Here is a 15,838-nt window from a genome sequence, read left to right as displayed (position 1 = left end):
TAGTGACCAGAAGTGATTAACCTTTGCTAGCTCCTGAACGAACCTGGCTGTGGTCACAACCTTCCCACGCTTAGGGTCTAATGTGACACTCCTGACGAAAGCGCCTTTTATGTCGTAATACTTAGCCATAGCCACCTTATAAAATACTGTTTATATATACAGTATAATCACGTGCAGCACAGGTAGGAAAGTCAGTTAAGCGACAAATCTTTTATGCCGCTGATCAACAAGGGAAGAAAGTTTTTAAGGGGTCAGCTGGTCTGCAATTCTGCCAGTCTTGCCTCAAGCGCTTCAACTTTATCCATCAACGCTAAAATTGCCTGATGATGTAAAGCAGCAGCAACACTGTTTGTATCGACAACTAAAGTGCCATCTACTTCCGTACCATCTTTCAGGACTGTGGTACCGCCTATGGTCACCGCCTCTGGGAAGTCTTTCTGGACATCCTGAGCGATAAACCCGAACCCCACCCGTCCAGTATCCAGACGGACCCACTTTGCACCTGTGATGTTTCGCATTTTTATAAGTGGGTCGGTGATAGGCTCAACTTTATCCTTGATTCTATTATCTGACTGACCCAGGAATTGACCGGCAGTGGCCACCACATCACCGTTTTGTCGCAGGTACATGCTCCATTCCGCACCGCTAGCCCCTAACGCGAAGGTTAAAGCATTAAAGGAACCAACAATATTTTGGCGCGCATAAGCATACGCTCCACCCGCATTCGACGAGTATATCCAGTTCATATTCTGGCTCGCGTCAATTGACGCGGGAGGTTTGGTTACAGCAAAGCCAGTGGCGGAAAAAGTGTTCACACCGGCAAAATTGTTATTAGTATTGCATAGCGGAACGGTTGCCCCTGCAGTTCCAATGGTCGCCGTCGCAGCAGAGCCCAGACCTAAACCAGTTCGTGCGGTAGCCTGAGTATTGCCACCAGTACCACCCTGCGTAACGCTTAGGGCGGTGGTTAAACCCGCCAGCGATGTAATATCGTTGTTCGCGCCCCTGGCTGCTTTCCCTGCCAATGAAGTGGTAATGCTCGACCATGCCGGTCCGGTGTAACTTGAACCGTCTGGCAAGGTAACCGTGATGGTTCCCGTTCCGCTAAATACCTGCTGCCAGTTGGCTTTATCCAGATTCAGGCCACGGATAGCCTTCGACACATCAGCGGCGATTTGGGCAGTAATCCCCACCATTGTTGAATTGGGTACTGCTGTCCAAGCGTTTCCGGTTGCGGTCGGCCCGCCATATGGCGTGATTAACGTTAATGCTGTTGCGGACGTGATTGCCTTTACTGCCAGCGTATATGTCACTCCTCCGACGATAGCGACAATAAAATCATTGGCTTTTAAGTCGGTGGTGAATGCCGTTCCGGTACCGGTCACGTTTGCTGAATTATTGGTTAATGCGATTGTGCCTACTGACATGCTTTTCTCCGGGCATAAAAAAACCCGCCGAAGCGGGTTCATGTGAAATAGTGTGGTTATTTATCGCACGTTGTGCTGATGAAATTCGTCTTACTTACCCAGCGCCAGCCGAATGGATCACCTGCTTTATACTGGGTTTGACTGGCTACCTTACGAACGCCATAAATCTGCACATTGGTTTCCTGCCCTGCGACCAGCGCAACGCCAGCACAAACAGGCTCCTGCTTTTCAAGCATTCCTGCACAACCGGAAACCATCAAAGCAATGGCAAGAACCATTAAAATATTCTTCATGTTTATGTCCCTATCAACGTAGATAAAAAGACATTAACAATGAATATTGAGCGGGGATAATTGGTTATATAGATCAATAAATTGATATTGATCGTTTAAAACGATCGTTCTCGTTATTTATTGATTAATAACGTGAAACATCAATCGCGAATATCTGATCGCGCGAGTTTGAATAGCCAACATTGTGTAACTCTTCACCAGGCGCATCGCGCTGACCGGCCCTGATGCGAGTAGAAGAACCGTCGTAGTATGCTGAAGTATCAATGGGAGAAGACCACGGGCGTGGCTGGGTGGTGCCCATAACGCCCACCACAACACCCACCACTCTGGGCAACACGGCCCATTTTCCACTGACAGTTTTATCAACCAAATATCCGATGTCGGTTGTGGAGCCTATTGTCCCGTATCCAACCGGTGGATTCATCACCTTAGTTTCATTGGTCAAAATGCACTGCCCCGCAGCATTCCAGATGGCAACTCCCCATTTAGGCAGCGGTTGCGGTATGACGTATCCAAAAATGTAAATGGTGACAGTTCCCGGACTGCCGCCCGTCCCCGCTACCTTATAATTCAGGGTATAAGTGGAATCGACCTTTCTGATATAGAAAAGTACATTCGACACCGTGGCATGGCAGGCAATAATAAACGGCGATGATGAATTGACAGGCAACGTATACGAGCCAGCCGATGAGGGATTTAAAACTATTTTCTGCACCAGACACATAGGTGTCGTGTCCGGCGTGGTCCATGGGTTCCCATACTGATCGGTAAAAAGTGCGCCCCAAGTTGCCATTATGCCTTCACCAAATAAATTATTAGCCAACACTCATCAGCGGTGTACGTTCCTGCCGAGTAATCGCCGGATGCATCGCTGATCGTTATCGTGCCGCCTGAGCCAGTGACTTTACGGCGTGATCCGGAATATGCATCGCCAGTAATCGGGGACTGTATTGCGGCAACTTTAAACCCTGTCGGCACGGTATAAGAATAAGTGCCGGAAACCTGCCCGGCACTCAAATACACAGTTGCCACAACTAACACCTGCACAATCCCGGTGTTATTTGGGTTCCCGTTCGCATCCCACGTTTGAATTCCCCAGTTAGCCATTACCAAACCCCCGTAATTAAACCAATCTGCGTACGCAGAACCCCATTTTCATCTTTTACACTGTCCGTTACGTTAGTAGACTTCTTGCCACCATTGCCGGAAGTCCCCATATTGATAAATGTCCCCCCTTTATCAAGCCTCCAACCTGCAACACCTTCTACATAGTTATTTGACTGTATGAAGTTACCGATCTTCGCATTGTCTATCGATGCATCTTGAATGAATGCTGAGCGCAAGAATACTTGCCCATTGATAGCAGCAAATGCCAGCTGGTAGCTTCCAGCCGTACTTCCTGTGTAAATACCAAATTGGTCAGCACTAAAAGCGATTGTCGACTTATAGTCGCTTCCTGATGGCTCAATCCCCATGGACATGCCAGTTTTATAATATTGACCATTACGCAGTATTTGCAGACCGACGTCATAGAACGCACTAGCCGTTCCATCTGAATTTACTGTTGCGGTAAGTTTTTGATTGACCGATGACGTCAGATCTCCTATCTGCGCCTGAACTAAAGTATTTTGCTCAGCAAAAGCCCGATCAAGCGTTGCTACAGTCGTGCTGATGGTAATGACGTCTGCACGAACCTCACCGTATTGCTGGAACTGGTGGGTCACGCTGGAGTCATTGTCGAGAGCATTTTGCAGCATGCCTTCGATATTCGTATCGATCTGCCCCGAAAGGTGCTGGAAAGCTTCTGAATCCCTGATGGCTTCGTCAATGTAGTCAATCATGCCCGGAATATCGGAAGATGCTTTTCCTGAAGCCTCCACGAAGCCAGAAACACCAAAGGCATTCTTCGTTCTCACGTACATATAGTAAGTGGTGTCGGCCTTCAAATTATGTAGCGTCCATTGTGATGCACGCCCAAGGAACTGAGCCTCATTCTCAACATTTGCAATGCTAGAAGCTTGAACCTCACCGGTATACCAGAACTCAAAAGAAGTATCGGTTGTTGCGCTGACGCTCATTACAGGGACCACGTCAGCAGAGAAGAACCCTGGCGTCCATTGAATGAATGATGGTGCTGCGGGAGCACCAATCACCAAGCTGATTTGAGTTTCAGCGCCCTTCATTCCATTCTCGTTTCGACCTCGAACGCCAAGTGAATATGCACCGGCGTCTAGTCCATAAAACTCATAACGGAACTGGTCAGTTTCATACTGAGCTACGACCTTTCCATCAAGCGAATAAACGTACAATTCGAAGACAATTTTCTTGGTCAACGTAGCCGTTTCCCATGTGGCCGCGACTTGAACGGTTTCACTATTTACATTGATGATCCTAAGATTTTCGATATTCGGCACGCGATACCCATTCAGGGTGTCATTCGGGACATCAAACACTGCACCTTCGTCAACAATGGCTTGTTTATTTGGGTTATGTAGTGTCGCTGAAATGCTGTAAACCGAGTTGTTTTCATCCTCTGATACACCCATTATTCGCCACAGCCTTGTTGAAACCTCGCCTGCTGATATGACGAAAATTGTTCCATCCTTAACCCAAATCGGCGCTGAGGAAAGAGTAATAGCTGATCCGGAAACTGATGAAATAACATACTTAACAAACTTGCCATCTGACCCCATGATTGACATGGTGTCACTGTTCCCTGCTAACGTAGAAACATTAGCATCTACATTCAAAACCCTGCCACTATGAGAAATAATCCTGCCGCCCAATCTTGTCGCAGCGTGGTCGTTATCCATCACCTCAATTATGTCACCAGGCATAAATGCAATCGCATCACGAGCCATTCGAAAGGTGACCTTTTCCTTCTCAAGCTTCGCGCTCTCAACCAGCCACTTAGCCGTTCTCAGCGCCTGTCCACGTGATGTACAGCCAAAAGCCTCAATAGTGGTTTCATTGTACCCGTAGCGGTCAATAAGCGCGTCATCTGAGTAGTACTCCTTCACCTGCTCCCAGCCGTTACTTGGATCTGTCCATGAGACGACTACCGCGTTATAGCGCTCAGAACGTTTCATGGAGCTGTAAGAAAACAATCCATCGACAACGTTGGCATTGGTGACCGCTGAAACTGGGTCTTGCGGGCGGTCAATCATGATTGAGAACCGCATCCCATCCCAGAGCGCAATCCCTCTGAACATGCCCGCGATATCATCCAGCAAATCACGCGCACTCTTTTGTTCGGTCACATAAGCGTTTAGCGTAAATCGTGGCTCTTTGCCGCCATAGCCGTCATCAACTAGCTGATCGCAAAACTGAGAGAGCACGTAAAGGCTGCCGTCGTCTACATCGATATACCCCGCCCGGCGAGCCAACCCATACCGGGTATTTTTAACCAATGCTCGGAATATCCATGCCGGATTGTTTGTCCATGCCGACTTAAACCCACCTAACCACAGCCCGTTGTAAGTGCGCGTGATCGGATCATAATTATCAGGCACATCGACAATCAGGCCGCGTAAATGGTAAGTGCGGTTTGGCGTATCCGTGTACTGATCACGGTCGATGACAGCCCCGCAAACTGCCGAATACGGATAAGAAAGATTGTCATCAGTAATCTCGACGAAACTGTTCCATACAGTGCCGTTTGTTAGCAGATCGCTTGTGCTATCAGGGGTAATTCTTCTTACGCGAATATCGAATGGTTTAGTCTCTGGAGCATCAATTACATAAGCTTCAAGATATTCCCCTGAGATTTTCCCGGTAATAGTTACAGTCTGAGCTACCTGAAAAGCCGAGTTGCCCGTTCTTGTTTCAAGAACCATTGTCACGGAAGTGTTCTTTTGGTTGCCTTTGCTGTCCTGCTCTGCAAGAGAGCTGACGCCAACGTTAAATCTCACGCGGGTAACGTCATTGTCAGTAATGGTTCTGACCAATGGGGTTGATTGCGTTACAGCGGTATTAATGATCGTTGTTGCCTGTATAGCGCCAAATCCATTAATTGGTGACTGGCTTGCTGTGCCCGGTCTCCATGCAACGCTGACGCCGTTAACGCTGACATCGCCGTTTGCGTTAGTGACAGGAGTTTTATTTAGCAGGAAGGAAGATAAGTGATTCTGGTCTACCGGTCCGTATATTGGACCTTCAGAAATAAGGTCCAGCACCTGATAGAACTGTTTGGATTTTAGATTATCGTTAATAAGTTTTGGAGTGCTGCCACCGCCGCCGCCTGAGCTCATCTTTTCACCTTAACTTATTGAAATATCCCAGTCCTGATTGTTCGTTGTGTCGATACCAAGGGAGATAATGTTTGACCCAACAACCATTTCACCAAGCAGCAAAGGCACTGGCCTTCCCTGCCCGACCCTGTTCTCTGCGCTGGTAAATGAGTTGTTGGTTATCGAACCTGACTGAGCTGAGTCAGCTGAAGTTTTGGTCTTCATGTGGGACGTCATGTATAGCGAGTAGGCAACGGATGCCACGGTGACTGCAACCAGCGTCCAAACTGCCCAACCAGCACCGACGATAGAGCCTTCAACTATCGGAACGAATAAAATGGTCGCGCCATCCTTTGGTTGCCGGTCCATGTGAAAATGCAGGTTATCGTTATTCACATCGTTACCATCAATACGCATACGAATTTTAGTCTTGTAAAAGTCGCGCTTGAATTCAGGACACTGAGCAAGAAGAAGGCGTAAACCCTGGGCTGGAGTATCGACTTTCAAAGAGACCTTGCGGAAATGTCGTCGTAAACTCCCCGCAAATCTAAAGATGAGCATTGTTCATGCCTCCAAATGGAATGAGTTAATCTCAGGTATGCCGGTCTTAATGGCTCTCTGCGACTTAATCGCCCTGACTGTTCGTGGTGAATGACCATATTGCCTCCTAGATAGACCATCGCATGGCAAGGGTCACTCTCAGGAAACGCCCTTCGAATCAAAACGTCACCCGGCTGAATATCTTTCATTTCCACTTCATAAAACCCATTCGCAGATAAATTATTTAGGTACAAATTTTCCTCGCGAAGCCACCATCCGTTTGTGCGTTCAAAGTCAGGCAGGTCGATTCCGCAAAGGTGATATGCATCCCTGAAAAGGGTGTAGCAATCCGTGACACCGTGCTCGAAGCGCCTGCCCAGCAGGTGTGGCACTGGTCTGAACTTGCGTAGGCGGCCTTCACTCACCAGCCACCATTCGATGCCGGTACTAAGCTGCATCTGGCGATCAGTACCAGAAAGAACGAGTTTCGGTTGGGGGTGTGAATGGATAACAGCGGTGACATCGCCTTCATCCTCTGCGCTTAACCAGTCGTCTTCACTGATTCGAAAGTGTTGCATAGGCTCGGGATGAGTGTTTCGACAGGGAAATAATTGATTACCGTTCACAATGAGCCCACACACCTCATCCTGAGAGGATGCCGCCAATTCAATACATTGCTGTTCTAGCATCAGGAAACCTTAGCGGAGCCAGGATAACCGCCGAATGGAAGTGCGCTGGGTTTGGGGAAACGTAACCGACAGCCAGAGGTATGCTTTGAGCATTTATCCTTACTCATGTCCGAGGTCGGCACGTCTTTTTCATCTGCCACGGCGGGTCCCGAGTAACCACAGCCATCTCCGCGATAAACCCACTGGCAAACATCAGCCAGGATAGTACGCGCAGGAATGATGGAGTTATCGCAGTCAACCGGGGTAGCGAGATTGTAGGTAACCGTCTCGAATGTTTCCTCAGCCATTTCCTCAATGACATAACGAGAAACGGCTTCCATCGTTGGGTCAGCATTAGGATTCCCTCCGGGAAAGTTAACCGCGTCTAGATGATAGACAGGAACCTGACGCCGAGTAACTACCGCTCCCAACGCGTCATCAAAGTCACTATTGATTCCTGTAACCAATCCTGTGATGTTTGCCACCTTCATCACAGGACGAGAATACGTACCCTCAGATTTTATCTCAAAGCCCTCAACAGCTATCGGATATGCCGAGTAGACCGTCCCCTTCCAAATTACGTTTCCGTAATAACCATTCGTGCCAGCATGGAAACGAATGACATCCCCGCCGAATGATTGAAGATCCACTTCGAATAGGTCGAGCATCGCACCTACACCGGCGTCAACGCTCTCGATGATTAGTTCTGCTGGTATGTCTCTCATCGTGGCACCTGCTCAAAATCACACGTTAGCTCATGAACGCCGCCTGTTTTCTTCAATGACCACGACCGGCAAACAAATAAAGCCTGAACGCCGGTCATAGATGGCGTCCAATAGAACGACTCAACTGCCATTCTTGCCTTCAAAAATGCCTCAGCCTGTTTTGCATAATTCGGTCTATCGCAGATCCCATCAGTTCCGATGAACGTCAGGGAATATTTGTCCATCAGAGGATTGATCCCCTTTGTTTGACGCTGTTCATAACCATCACCAAGACTGACTACTGCCACATTTGGCGCACGGGAAACCGTGAAGCCTTTTTGCGGGCTCCATGTGAATACTTCAGGCATGGTTAACTCCAGATAATAAAAAACCCCGCCGGAGCGAGGTTGTGTGATGTGGTTGCAAAGATTTATAAATCGTTCAGGGCACGAAATTCCTTATACAGCACTGACGCCTGAGCAAAATCCTCGAAAACCTGACGGTCAATTTTATTTTCCATCTCGTCAAACACTTCTACTGCATAGATGTAGTCATCATTACCATCAGCCATTGCTTCAATGCTTTTGAGTACAACGGTGCGCCCCTCGGTTCCGTTAATCTCATATTCGTAAGATGCCAGGGCAATTCCGATACCAGCCAGCTCGATAGTCATTATGCGTTTCCTTTAAGTTCTTTGTCGTGAGTGAAAGCACCATTCCAGGTCGCCTTCATTGGAAGATCACCCTTCAGATAAAGCTGGTAAATCCGTACTGCGCCTTTGTGAAGAAGCACGGGGATGTATTTAATAAAATCATCACCGCCGTGAACGCTGATTTTGCTCTGATGTTCGGTCAGGTATTTATCGCGGGCATAATTGCCTGCACGCCAACGAGTGCTACTCCTGCTCTCGTTGTATAGCCACTTTCGCCCCTCAAGGAATCGACAAATCATCATGACATTCACGCCGTTTAACATTTTGCAAAACTGCGTTGGAGTCATCCCCTCCTTAAACAGGTTCTCCATGCTCTCAACTTTGTTGCTAAGGTCTTTGTTGGCAACCTCAAGATGTTCGACCTTCTCGGTATATTCCAGCAAAGCATTTCGCAGGAAGACTGGGTCATTGAGAGCGCGTGCCGGGTCGAAGATTGGTGAGGAAATCTGCTTTTCAAGTTCCTGCCAGCGGTCAACCAACTTAGCGGTGAATTCTGGATAAAGCTGTGCGACAACTACGATGCTGTCACGCTTCCCTTCCTCACCTTTAAATACGTAGATATTGGTCGGGCGGCCTGCTGTGGGCTTTTCCTCAATTTGAGGAGAAGTGATTACGCCTTTAACCACTAAAGTTTCAATCGTTCTTTTCACATTGTCGTGACGCTTGCCTACCAGAGTGGCAATTTCCAAGCTGGACATAGTGACAACTTCGCTCTGTACTGCTAAATTACCTGTAAGCATTAATTGATACCTTGTCGTTTAGTTGATGTAAGCCGCCAGCAGCCACTGGCGGTTTTTCTTTTTGCGCCATCCCATACGCCTTTCAGTGAATCCCTTCCTTTCCATTCAAGCGATCTAACATCCCTTGTGCGTTACGGGCATGAAATCCATTCATGTCGATATTCTCAGTTTCGCGAAGCAGACTTTCCCGCGCCTTGTCGATCATATAGTGGCTTTCGTTTGCCATGTCGTAGAAGAAGCCATGGTGCGGAGAGCCGAGTTGATGCAGTGCCGGGTAAACCTGTTTGGCAACGCGACGGCCTTTATCCATCCATACCCACATGTAGGAAAGGTTAATTAGCTCTTCATCGGTGAACTGCTTAGCAATAGGTGAATGAGCGACTTCGCGATCCAGAATGTCGAGCACCCAGCGGCGGAATTCTTTGGCCACAGTTGTACGGGAAAACATTCCCATCAAGTGCGCGCCGCGCAGAGAGAAAACGCGAGAATCTTGCACTCCGCCAGGGGTGGTCACTTTAACCACCCCTGTCATGTTCACGGTAAATTCATCTGCATGCTTACGATAAAGGCGGTGAATGGCTTTATCGTCGGAGTAACCAAGCGCCTCCCCAACCTCTGCCGCTGTCAGCCAGATTTGCCCTGCCATTTCCATGTAGGCAAAGTTTGTGTTGTGGAACTGAAGCTGGTTATTCGCTATACTTTTCATGTCGGTTACTCGCTTAAGGTTTCTGACGCCGAAGCCCTGATTGTTAGTAGCAATCGGGGCTTCACTGTTTTTAGTGACCATTCAAAAAACCCTCTTCTCTCAAGCTTTTCTCTAATCGTTTAATGACTTCACCATTTAGGGAGCGGCATTCTTTGCTGGCTGCCGATTTCAGTGCGTCTTTCAGCCAGTCAGGAAAGCGAATCCCCGTCGGTGCTATGTTTCTTGCGTTTTCCATTTCATCTCCTTAGCTACATGCTGTAGTCATTAAATACTACATCATGTAACTATCAAGTCAACGAAAAATTGACTACATTATGTAGCTAGTTTTATTGGAGGGATTTTTTATGAAAGGTGCCAGTCAGATAGCTCCATTTGGTCTTCGCATGCCGGAAGAACTAAAAGACAAAATTTCTGAAAGCGCGAAAACCAATGGTCGGTCTATGAATGCAGAAATAGTCAGCATCCTAGAAGGTCATTTCTTTACTCAAAAGGCTGGGGGTAATGAATTTCTTCAGGTATTCAGAGAAATTAGAGCCCTAGATGAGGCTAGAGCTAAAGAGTATGAAGAATTTTTTGTTGAGAATGCCAAGAAAGACAAACCAAAAGAGTAAGCCCCACAAAGCAAAAACCCGCCGAAGCGGGTTCATTTTCTAATACTTATCTCACACAACATCTTTACCGCAGAATCGGCAAATGATGGCATCCTTTTTGATTTTTTCGGCGCAGTAAGGACATCTCTTAGTTTCTTCTGTATCAGCCAAGCCTTCATTGGCTTGTTGTCCAGATGGAGATCCGCGCATGCTTTCAGAATTTGTAAATGACCAAACTAATGCCACTATCCAACCTATTCCAGACCAGCCCAAGACAACTGTTAGCACCCAAATTGCACCAGCGTTTGTGTGACCGCGACCACTAGCAATTATCCCTGGCAAAAGATATCCCATGACCATTGCTATTATTAGGATTACCCCTTCCGCACTCATATCCCTATCCCCATAAGTAAAAGTTCGTTACATGGTAGCAGAGGGAGGTGGCAAGGCAATAAAAAACCCGCCGTAGCGGGTTTTTCAGCGTTGGTTGGTAATCAGATCTTCGATACCAACTCTTTCAACTGTTTCTTAGCTTGTTCAAAAAGAAGCTGTTCAATTACAGAGAGTGATGACTCTTTGTCGTGCGGGATGCGAACATTGACATAAATATTCTGGTTATGGTCGTCATAAATAAATTTAACCGTCGCAACAATCCCTGAATCACCCTCACCGGGGTAATCAAAAGCTGCGATATCTTCGACTTGATAATGCATTTTTAAACCTCCTTTCCCTTTTAGTTGCTCATAATTATTGCAGTTTTATTTGCCTCTATTCAATAAACCTTTCGGGCGCTGCTGATCTTGGATTATCAGCAATGTGTCTGTTTTCCATGCCTGACGTAACTTCTTAATGGTTGCCTCATCAAGTCCGTTAGTGGTGTTGACGGTAATATTCATCACCTGATTCAGGGAGGTAGCTCCGCCGCTTCCGCCTTGCATATCCTTGTTGCTAATTACCGAACCGTTATCACCGGGGATCATGAACTGCTTACCTGAGCTGGCTTGGTAAATTTCAGGCATACCGCCTTCGCCAACCTGATACATACTTCCCGCAGATACTGGCCCACCGTTTTTACGGGCACCGGCGATAGCAAGCCCCTTGGATGCAGCAAGCGCAGTAGTGTATGCGGTAGTACCAACAGTTGTAGCTGAGCCAAGAGTCGCTATTGATGCGCTGAGTGCCGCCGGAGCCCATGCCGCTGCCGCGGCTGTCGCCTGAGCTGTCGTTGCCGCTAAAGCAGCCGTTGCCGCTGCCTGACCAACAATCATGTTTTTAACGTACTGCAAGCCCATCTCGACAAGCCCACTGACAACGCTGTTCAAGATAGTTGTGCCGATGTTCGCCAAAGATTCTTGCAGACTCTGAGTCCCGTTTAAGAGACCAGTAATAGCATTGGATGCACCACCAGCAAGTGAATCAATTGCTCCACCCAGCAGTTGATTAGTCTGGCTTTGGTTCGACCAAATCTTCCACGCGGCGTCAATTCTCGCCTGCTCATACTCCATGTTGGCAGCATTCATCAAGGCGATACCGTTAGCTGTGATTACACCTTTCTCGGTTTCGAATTGCTGGATTAAAGCAAGTTTTCTGGCATTTTCATTTGCCAAAGCTTGGACTGGATCAACTCCTCCTTGAGCATCTTGTAATGGGCTAACACGAGAATTACTTTCCGCTCTTATTTTTGCGAGATTTACCTGATGCTGTTGCTCAAGTTGCTCAGATGTGGCGTTAAACTGTTCCTGGGATATTTTCTTCGCCGAAAGGGCTGTCTGAAGGTCAGTCACATCTTGCTTGTAACTGGCATTCTCTTTGGCTTCCGGCAAGAGCTTTTCTGCGGCTGCCTGTGCACGAATGGCATTACCGGTATCCCACTTCGCAGCTGCATAATCTCCTGCCAGCTTAATCTGCTCTGGAGTGGCGGCTGCACCAAGAGACTGCTGAGCGTTTAGGATTGCCTGATCGCGACTAAGTTGGCGGGTGGATTCGCCAGTCAATTCTGACTGCTCTTTCAGCTTTGAAAGTTTTTCAGTGATTGACTCTGCCTGACTGGCTGATTTCTTGCCTTCGGCGTTGGAAGATTTGCGAGCACTCGTATTCTTCTCAGTAGCTGCATATTCATCCTGCAAAGCCTTAATGCGTCCGTTATCTTTTATTCCGGCATCTTCTGCATCGTACTGAGCCTGAAGACGAGCGCGAGCCTCACCCTCTAACTTTGATAGCTCTAACTTACGCTTGGTGGACTTCTCAAGCTTGTCTACCTCTTTGCTATCACCGGCACCTGCAACTTTAATTGGCTGATTACTGGCTGATGAGTTGGCCTTAGATATCGCCGCCAAGTCTCCAACCAAAGCAGCTGCTTTGTTGCTAACGGCATTTATGCCTTCAGCTTGTGCAGCCCAGCCATCAAGACCAAGATAAGAATACGTCTTGGCTCTTCTGGCGAACATTTCTGCGGTGCTATTTAGGTCAGATATCTGCTGCGTGGCGGTTGGCACTTTCCCTGAAAGCCTGTCAATTGCAGCCGTAATTGAATCAATTACGTGCACCATCCCTGTGCTCGCGCCGGTGACGTCATTAATCTGTTTAACCATCTCTTGGAAAGAAATAATTAAACCATTTGTCGCCTGATCAACCGTGCGTGGAAGTCTCGAAAATTCCTGATTTACCAAACCCGTTTGCGTCATGATCGCGTTTAGCGCATCTTCCGCAGAAAGCTTACCCTCAAGCATTCGCTTGCGAAGCTCACCTACAGATATGCCGAGTCCTGCTGCCATTTGGCGAGCGAGTTCAGGCATTTGCTCGATAATCGAATTGAACTCTTCTGCGCGGACTGTGCCTCCGGCAATTGACTGTCCAAACTGACGCAATGCATTTGCCATTTCTTCCGAAGATGACCCACCAATGCGACCTATCTTTTGCAGAGTACTTGTCAGGGTAAGAATCTGATCATTCGTTGCCCCTGCACTTTTCAGTGAAGAGGTAAGCGTCTCCCACAGCTTCTCAGTATCTTTTAGGCTCGCACCTGATGAAGAGGCAATTGATGCCAGAGCCTGAAATGTCGCCGCCCCTTCTTTTGCGCTAGATGACAATCGGTCAATACGCGCCTGAAGCTGAGTCATCGTGTCTGCGATTTCTAGAAATTGCTTACCGTATTGAATCAGCTGAGAAACAGCGATTGCAGAGGCTATGGCGGTTAATCCTGTTTTAACACCGCTCATAATGCCAGTTGATTTCTGCTGTGCGGAATTCACCTGATCTTGCGCATTCTTTAGGTCATACAACTCACCAGCAAGTACGCCAATTTCCTTACGTTGAGCGTCTGTAGCTTTTGTTCCCGCCCGTAGCTCTGCAGCTAAAACAACTGCTGCTCTTGCACCCTTTTGTTGACGCTCTTCAAGAATTGCCACTTCATTGCCGAGCACCTCCATCATCCTGGCAGCCTGACTTGCATCCTGGCTTGACCTGACAATGGCTTTGCTTGATTTCTGGGAGGAACGCTCAAGTCCATCTAAAGCATTCGATGCTTTATCAGCCCCTTTATCCATTGAATCAAAACTGGCATTCACTTGACGCTGGCTATTTATGAGATCGCCGACCTCTAATTCAACCTGATAAACAATACTGCCCAGTTGCTCTTCACCCGCCATTTTTCGCTAACCTCGCAGCCTTTTTCTTCATGTAATCGTCGGCGACGGCATCATACTCGTCTCGGGTAAGGCCTTTCTGTTCCGGGTATTTGGCGTTTAGAAGCAACTGAAACTCAGTCATTGTTAGCTTCTCAGCCTGCTCACGTGGCATATCGAAATGAATGCGAGCTGCGTTGATGTATTCGTATGAATTAAACTCCGGCGTCGCGGCGTTGTTCTCATGACGCTGGAGCTGCCTAACTTTGGCTTTACCAATGATTCCGTGAGTGGAGAGTGACTGCGCGATAACAACCATCTCAGCAGGACTCATGAGCCCCTTTTTATATACAAATGACCACTTACCTGACTTGCTTGGGATTAACTCGCCAGTGAGCGCTGAGACATCTTTTTCGCAGCAAGCCTGAATGAAGCTCATAGCCGCCATCAGAACTTTTTTTGAGCGAAAGTTTCCGCATAGATATTTCAGCAGCCATTGCTGGTCGTCTTGGTTCCCCGAGACAGCCATATACAGGCTTCTCTTTGCATTGCTAATAGCGGTCAGCCTCCTGCATTCGGAAGCAATCAACTCTGCGTCAGCGTTGTTATGCAACTCATAGAAGGTTTCAACGATTTCACGAGGAGAGCCGATTCTCGACATAGCTGAGAAAGACGGACGGAGAAAGTAATCAACCCCTGATTTGGTATCAGTCAGCACCATTTCGCCATGCTCTAAAATCGGGTTCATTCGCTTTCCTTTGGGCAATAAAAAACCCGCACATGGCGGGTGAATAAGCACTTATGATCGCGGACACTCGAAAATGCCCGCTGTGATAATTACGCAGTGATTGTGATAGCGCTGGTTCCGGTCTTGCCGCCATCAGTTGTTGTGAATGTGATCGTCGCCGTGCCTACAGCCACGCGACTGACCAGACCGGAGGCATTCACAGTTGCCTTGGTTGCATCAGATGAAGACCAAACGCCCGCCTTGTTTGTTGCATCAGACGGCAGGACGTTGGCGGTCAGTTGAACCGTTGCACCCACCGCGCCGGTGCTTGTTGCCGGAGTGACCGTTACGCTAGCGACAGGAACATCATCAGTCGTGTCATTCACCTGGACAGTGTCAGCATCAGCGACTTTGAACTCAGTGGTAAAAGTTACAATGTCATTAGTCCCTCCATCAGAACTCAGCGCGGTGATAACCATATAACCGACAAAGGTAACCGGACCATACTCCATGCGTACCCATAGAGTCGGCTGACGAGCGGCTTTAATCTCGGTGTTGTAGTACTTGATGAAGTTGCCGATGCCGTACTGGTCGAGTTTGTCATTCTTGCGGACTTCACCTTCAAAGCTGATGGTGAAATCCGAGTTTGTGACGATGTTCTCTACATAGCCTTTTGTGTCATCGGCGTCAGATGTCACAGTGTTTGGACTGAAGTCGAAGCCTTTACTTGTACCGGCGGCCAGAGCTTTCCATTCAGACTCCAGTGGTACCGTATCCGCGCAACCATCGGCTACTTCGAGCACAATAGCGCGACCGAACAACTTGGAGTTGTCAGTTTGGCAAATTGCCATAGTTCATTCCTCTTTGACTTTGAATCGG

At 47.9% G+C, this 15,838-nt stretch carries 18 protein-coding genes and 1 pseudogene; 1 reads left to right on the top strand and 18 read right to left on the bottom strand.

Annotation, left to right across the window (positions count from 1 at the left end):
• Window positions 1-251: 251 nt before the first annotated feature.
• From IV433_RS01810 to IV433_RS01750, 13 genes and pseudogenes are all read right to left on the bottom strand, one after another.
• Window positions 252-1,427, bottom strand: coding sequence for a tail fiber domain-containing protein (locus IV433_RS01810; protein ID WP_195812672.1), 1,176 nt, complete (start codon window positions 1,425-1,427; stop codon window positions 252-254).
• 56 nt (window positions 1,428-1,483) lie between these two features.
• Complete coding sequence (gene cor, locus IV433_RS01805; RefSeq protein ID WP_112288444.1) at window positions 1,484-1,720, bottom strand: phage exclusion lipoprotein Cor; 237 nt, start codon at window positions 1,718-1,720, stop codon at window positions 1,484-1,486.
• 124 nt (window positions 1,721-1,844) lie between these two features.
• Window positions 1,845-2,543, bottom strand: a complete 699-nt coding sequence (locus IV433_RS01800) for a hypothetical protein (RefSeq protein WP_229893156.1) — start codon at window positions 2,541-2,543, stop codon at window positions 1,845-1,847.
• Window positions 2,513-2,827, bottom strand: a complete 315-nt coding sequence (locus IV433_RS01795) for a hypothetical protein (RefSeq protein WP_136375934.1) — start codon at window positions 2,825-2,827, stop codon at window positions 2,513-2,515. Before IV433_RS01795 ends, IV433_RS01800 begins: the two co-directional genes overlap by 31 nt.
• Complete coding sequence (locus IV433_RS01790) at window positions 2,827-5,970, bottom strand: host specificity protein J (protein ID WP_195812673.1); 3,144 nt, start codon at window positions 5,968-5,970, stop codon at window positions 2,827-2,829. The genes IV433_RS01795 and IV433_RS01790 overlap by 1 nt, the downstream gene beginning before the upstream one ends.
• Window positions 5,971-5,979: 9 nt before the next feature.
• Entirely contained in the window at window positions 5,980-6,510 is a 531-nt protein-coding gene (locus tag IV433_RS01785) for a tail assembly protein (RefSeq protein ID WP_195812674.1), read from the bottom strand.
• Window positions 6,453-7,178, bottom strand: coding sequence for a C40 family peptidase (locus IV433_RS01780; protein WP_195812675.1), 726 nt, complete (start codon window positions 7,176-7,178; stop codon window positions 6,453-6,455). Before IV433_RS01780 ends, IV433_RS01785 begins: the two co-directional genes overlap by 58 nt.
• Window positions 7,178-7,882: a phage minor tail protein L gene (locus IV433_RS01775; protein WP_195812676.1), complete on the bottom strand. Its 705-nt coding sequence runs from the start codon at window positions 7,880-7,882 to the stop codon at window positions 7,178-7,180. The genes IV433_RS01780 and IV433_RS01775 overlap by 1 nt, the downstream gene beginning before the upstream one ends.
• A complete protein-coding gene (locus IV433_RS01770) occupies window positions 7,879-8,229 on the bottom strand; it encodes a phage tail protein (protein WP_195812677.1) in 351 nt (116 codons plus the stop codon). The genes IV433_RS01775 and IV433_RS01770 overlap by 4 nt, the downstream gene beginning before the upstream one ends.
• A gap of 62 nt (window positions 8,230-8,291) precedes the next feature.
• On the bottom strand, window positions 8,292-8,534 hold the full coding sequence (locus tag IV433_RS01765; protein WP_195812678.1) for a hypothetical protein: 243 nt from the start codon (window positions 8,532-8,534) through the stop codon (window positions 8,292-8,294).
• A 478-nt stretch (window positions 8,535-9,012) separates the two neighbouring features.
• Window positions 9,013-9,313: pseudogene (locus IV433_RS26080) on the bottom strand (Rha family transcriptional regulator); the annotation flags it as partial.
• An 82-nt stretch (window positions 9,314-9,395) separates the two neighbouring features.
• Entirely contained in the window at window positions 9,396-10,100 is a 705-nt protein-coding gene (locus tag IV433_RS01755) for a P22AR C-terminal domain-containing protein (RefSeq protein ID WP_195812679.1), read from the bottom strand.
• Complete coding sequence (locus tag IV433_RS01750) at window positions 10,090-10,254, bottom strand: Arc family DNA-binding protein (protein ID WP_195812680.1); 165 nt, start codon at window positions 10,252-10,254, stop codon at window positions 10,090-10,092. The genes IV433_RS01755 and IV433_RS01750 overlap by 11 nt, the downstream gene beginning before the upstream one ends.
• A gap of 109 nt (window positions 10,255-10,363) precedes the next feature.
• Between IV433_RS01750 and IV433_RS26370 the strand changes: the two genes are divergently transcribed.
• A complete protein-coding gene (locus tag IV433_RS26370; protein ID WP_195812681.1) occupies window positions 10,364-10,630 on the top strand; it encodes an Arc family DNA-binding protein in 267 nt (88 codons plus the stop codon).
• A 51-nt stretch (window positions 10,631-10,681) separates the two neighbouring features.
• Here the strand turns inward: IV433_RS26370 and IV433_RS01740 are convergent, their stop codons facing one another.
• From IV433_RS01740 to IV433_RS01720, 5 genes are all read right to left on the bottom strand, one after another.
• Window positions 10,682-11,002: a superinfection immunity protein gene (locus tag IV433_RS01740; RefSeq protein WP_195812682.1), complete on the bottom strand. Its 321-nt coding sequence runs from the start codon at window positions 11,000-11,002 to the stop codon at window positions 10,682-10,684.
• A gap of 101 nt (window positions 11,003-11,103) precedes the next feature.
• A complete protein-coding gene (locus IV433_RS01735) occupies window positions 11,104-11,322 on the bottom strand; it encodes a hypothetical protein (protein WP_195812683.1) in 219 nt (72 codons plus the stop codon).
• Window positions 11,323-11,367: 45 nt separating this feature from the next.
• The gene (locus IV433_RS01730; RefSeq protein ID WP_229893155.1) at window positions 11,368-14,256 is read right to left on the bottom strand and encodes a tape measure protein; all 2,889 of its coding nucleotides are present in this window, start codon (window positions 14,254-14,256) and stop codon (window positions 11,368-11,370) included.
• Window positions 14,246-14,980, bottom strand: a complete 735-nt coding sequence (locus IV433_RS01725) for a DUF6246 family protein (RefSeq protein ID WP_195812684.1) — start codon at window positions 14,978-14,980, stop codon at window positions 14,246-14,248. Before IV433_RS01725 ends, IV433_RS01730 begins: the two co-directional genes overlap by 11 nt.
• Window positions 14,981-15,069: 89 nt before the next feature.
• Window positions 15,070-15,810, bottom strand: coding sequence for an Ig-like domain-containing protein (locus IV433_RS01720; protein WP_195812685.1), 741 nt, complete (start codon window positions 15,808-15,810; stop codon window positions 15,070-15,072).
• Window positions 15,811-15,838 lie beyond the last annotated feature (28 nt).

Source organism: Rahnella laticis (genome assembly GCF_015644585.1).
GTDB lineage: Bacteria > Pseudomonadota > Gammaproteobacteria > Enterobacterales > Enterobacteriaceae > Rahnella > Rahnella laticis.
Note: the sequence above shows the minus strand (reverse complement) of the source record. Positions and strands in the feature narration are given on the sequence as shown.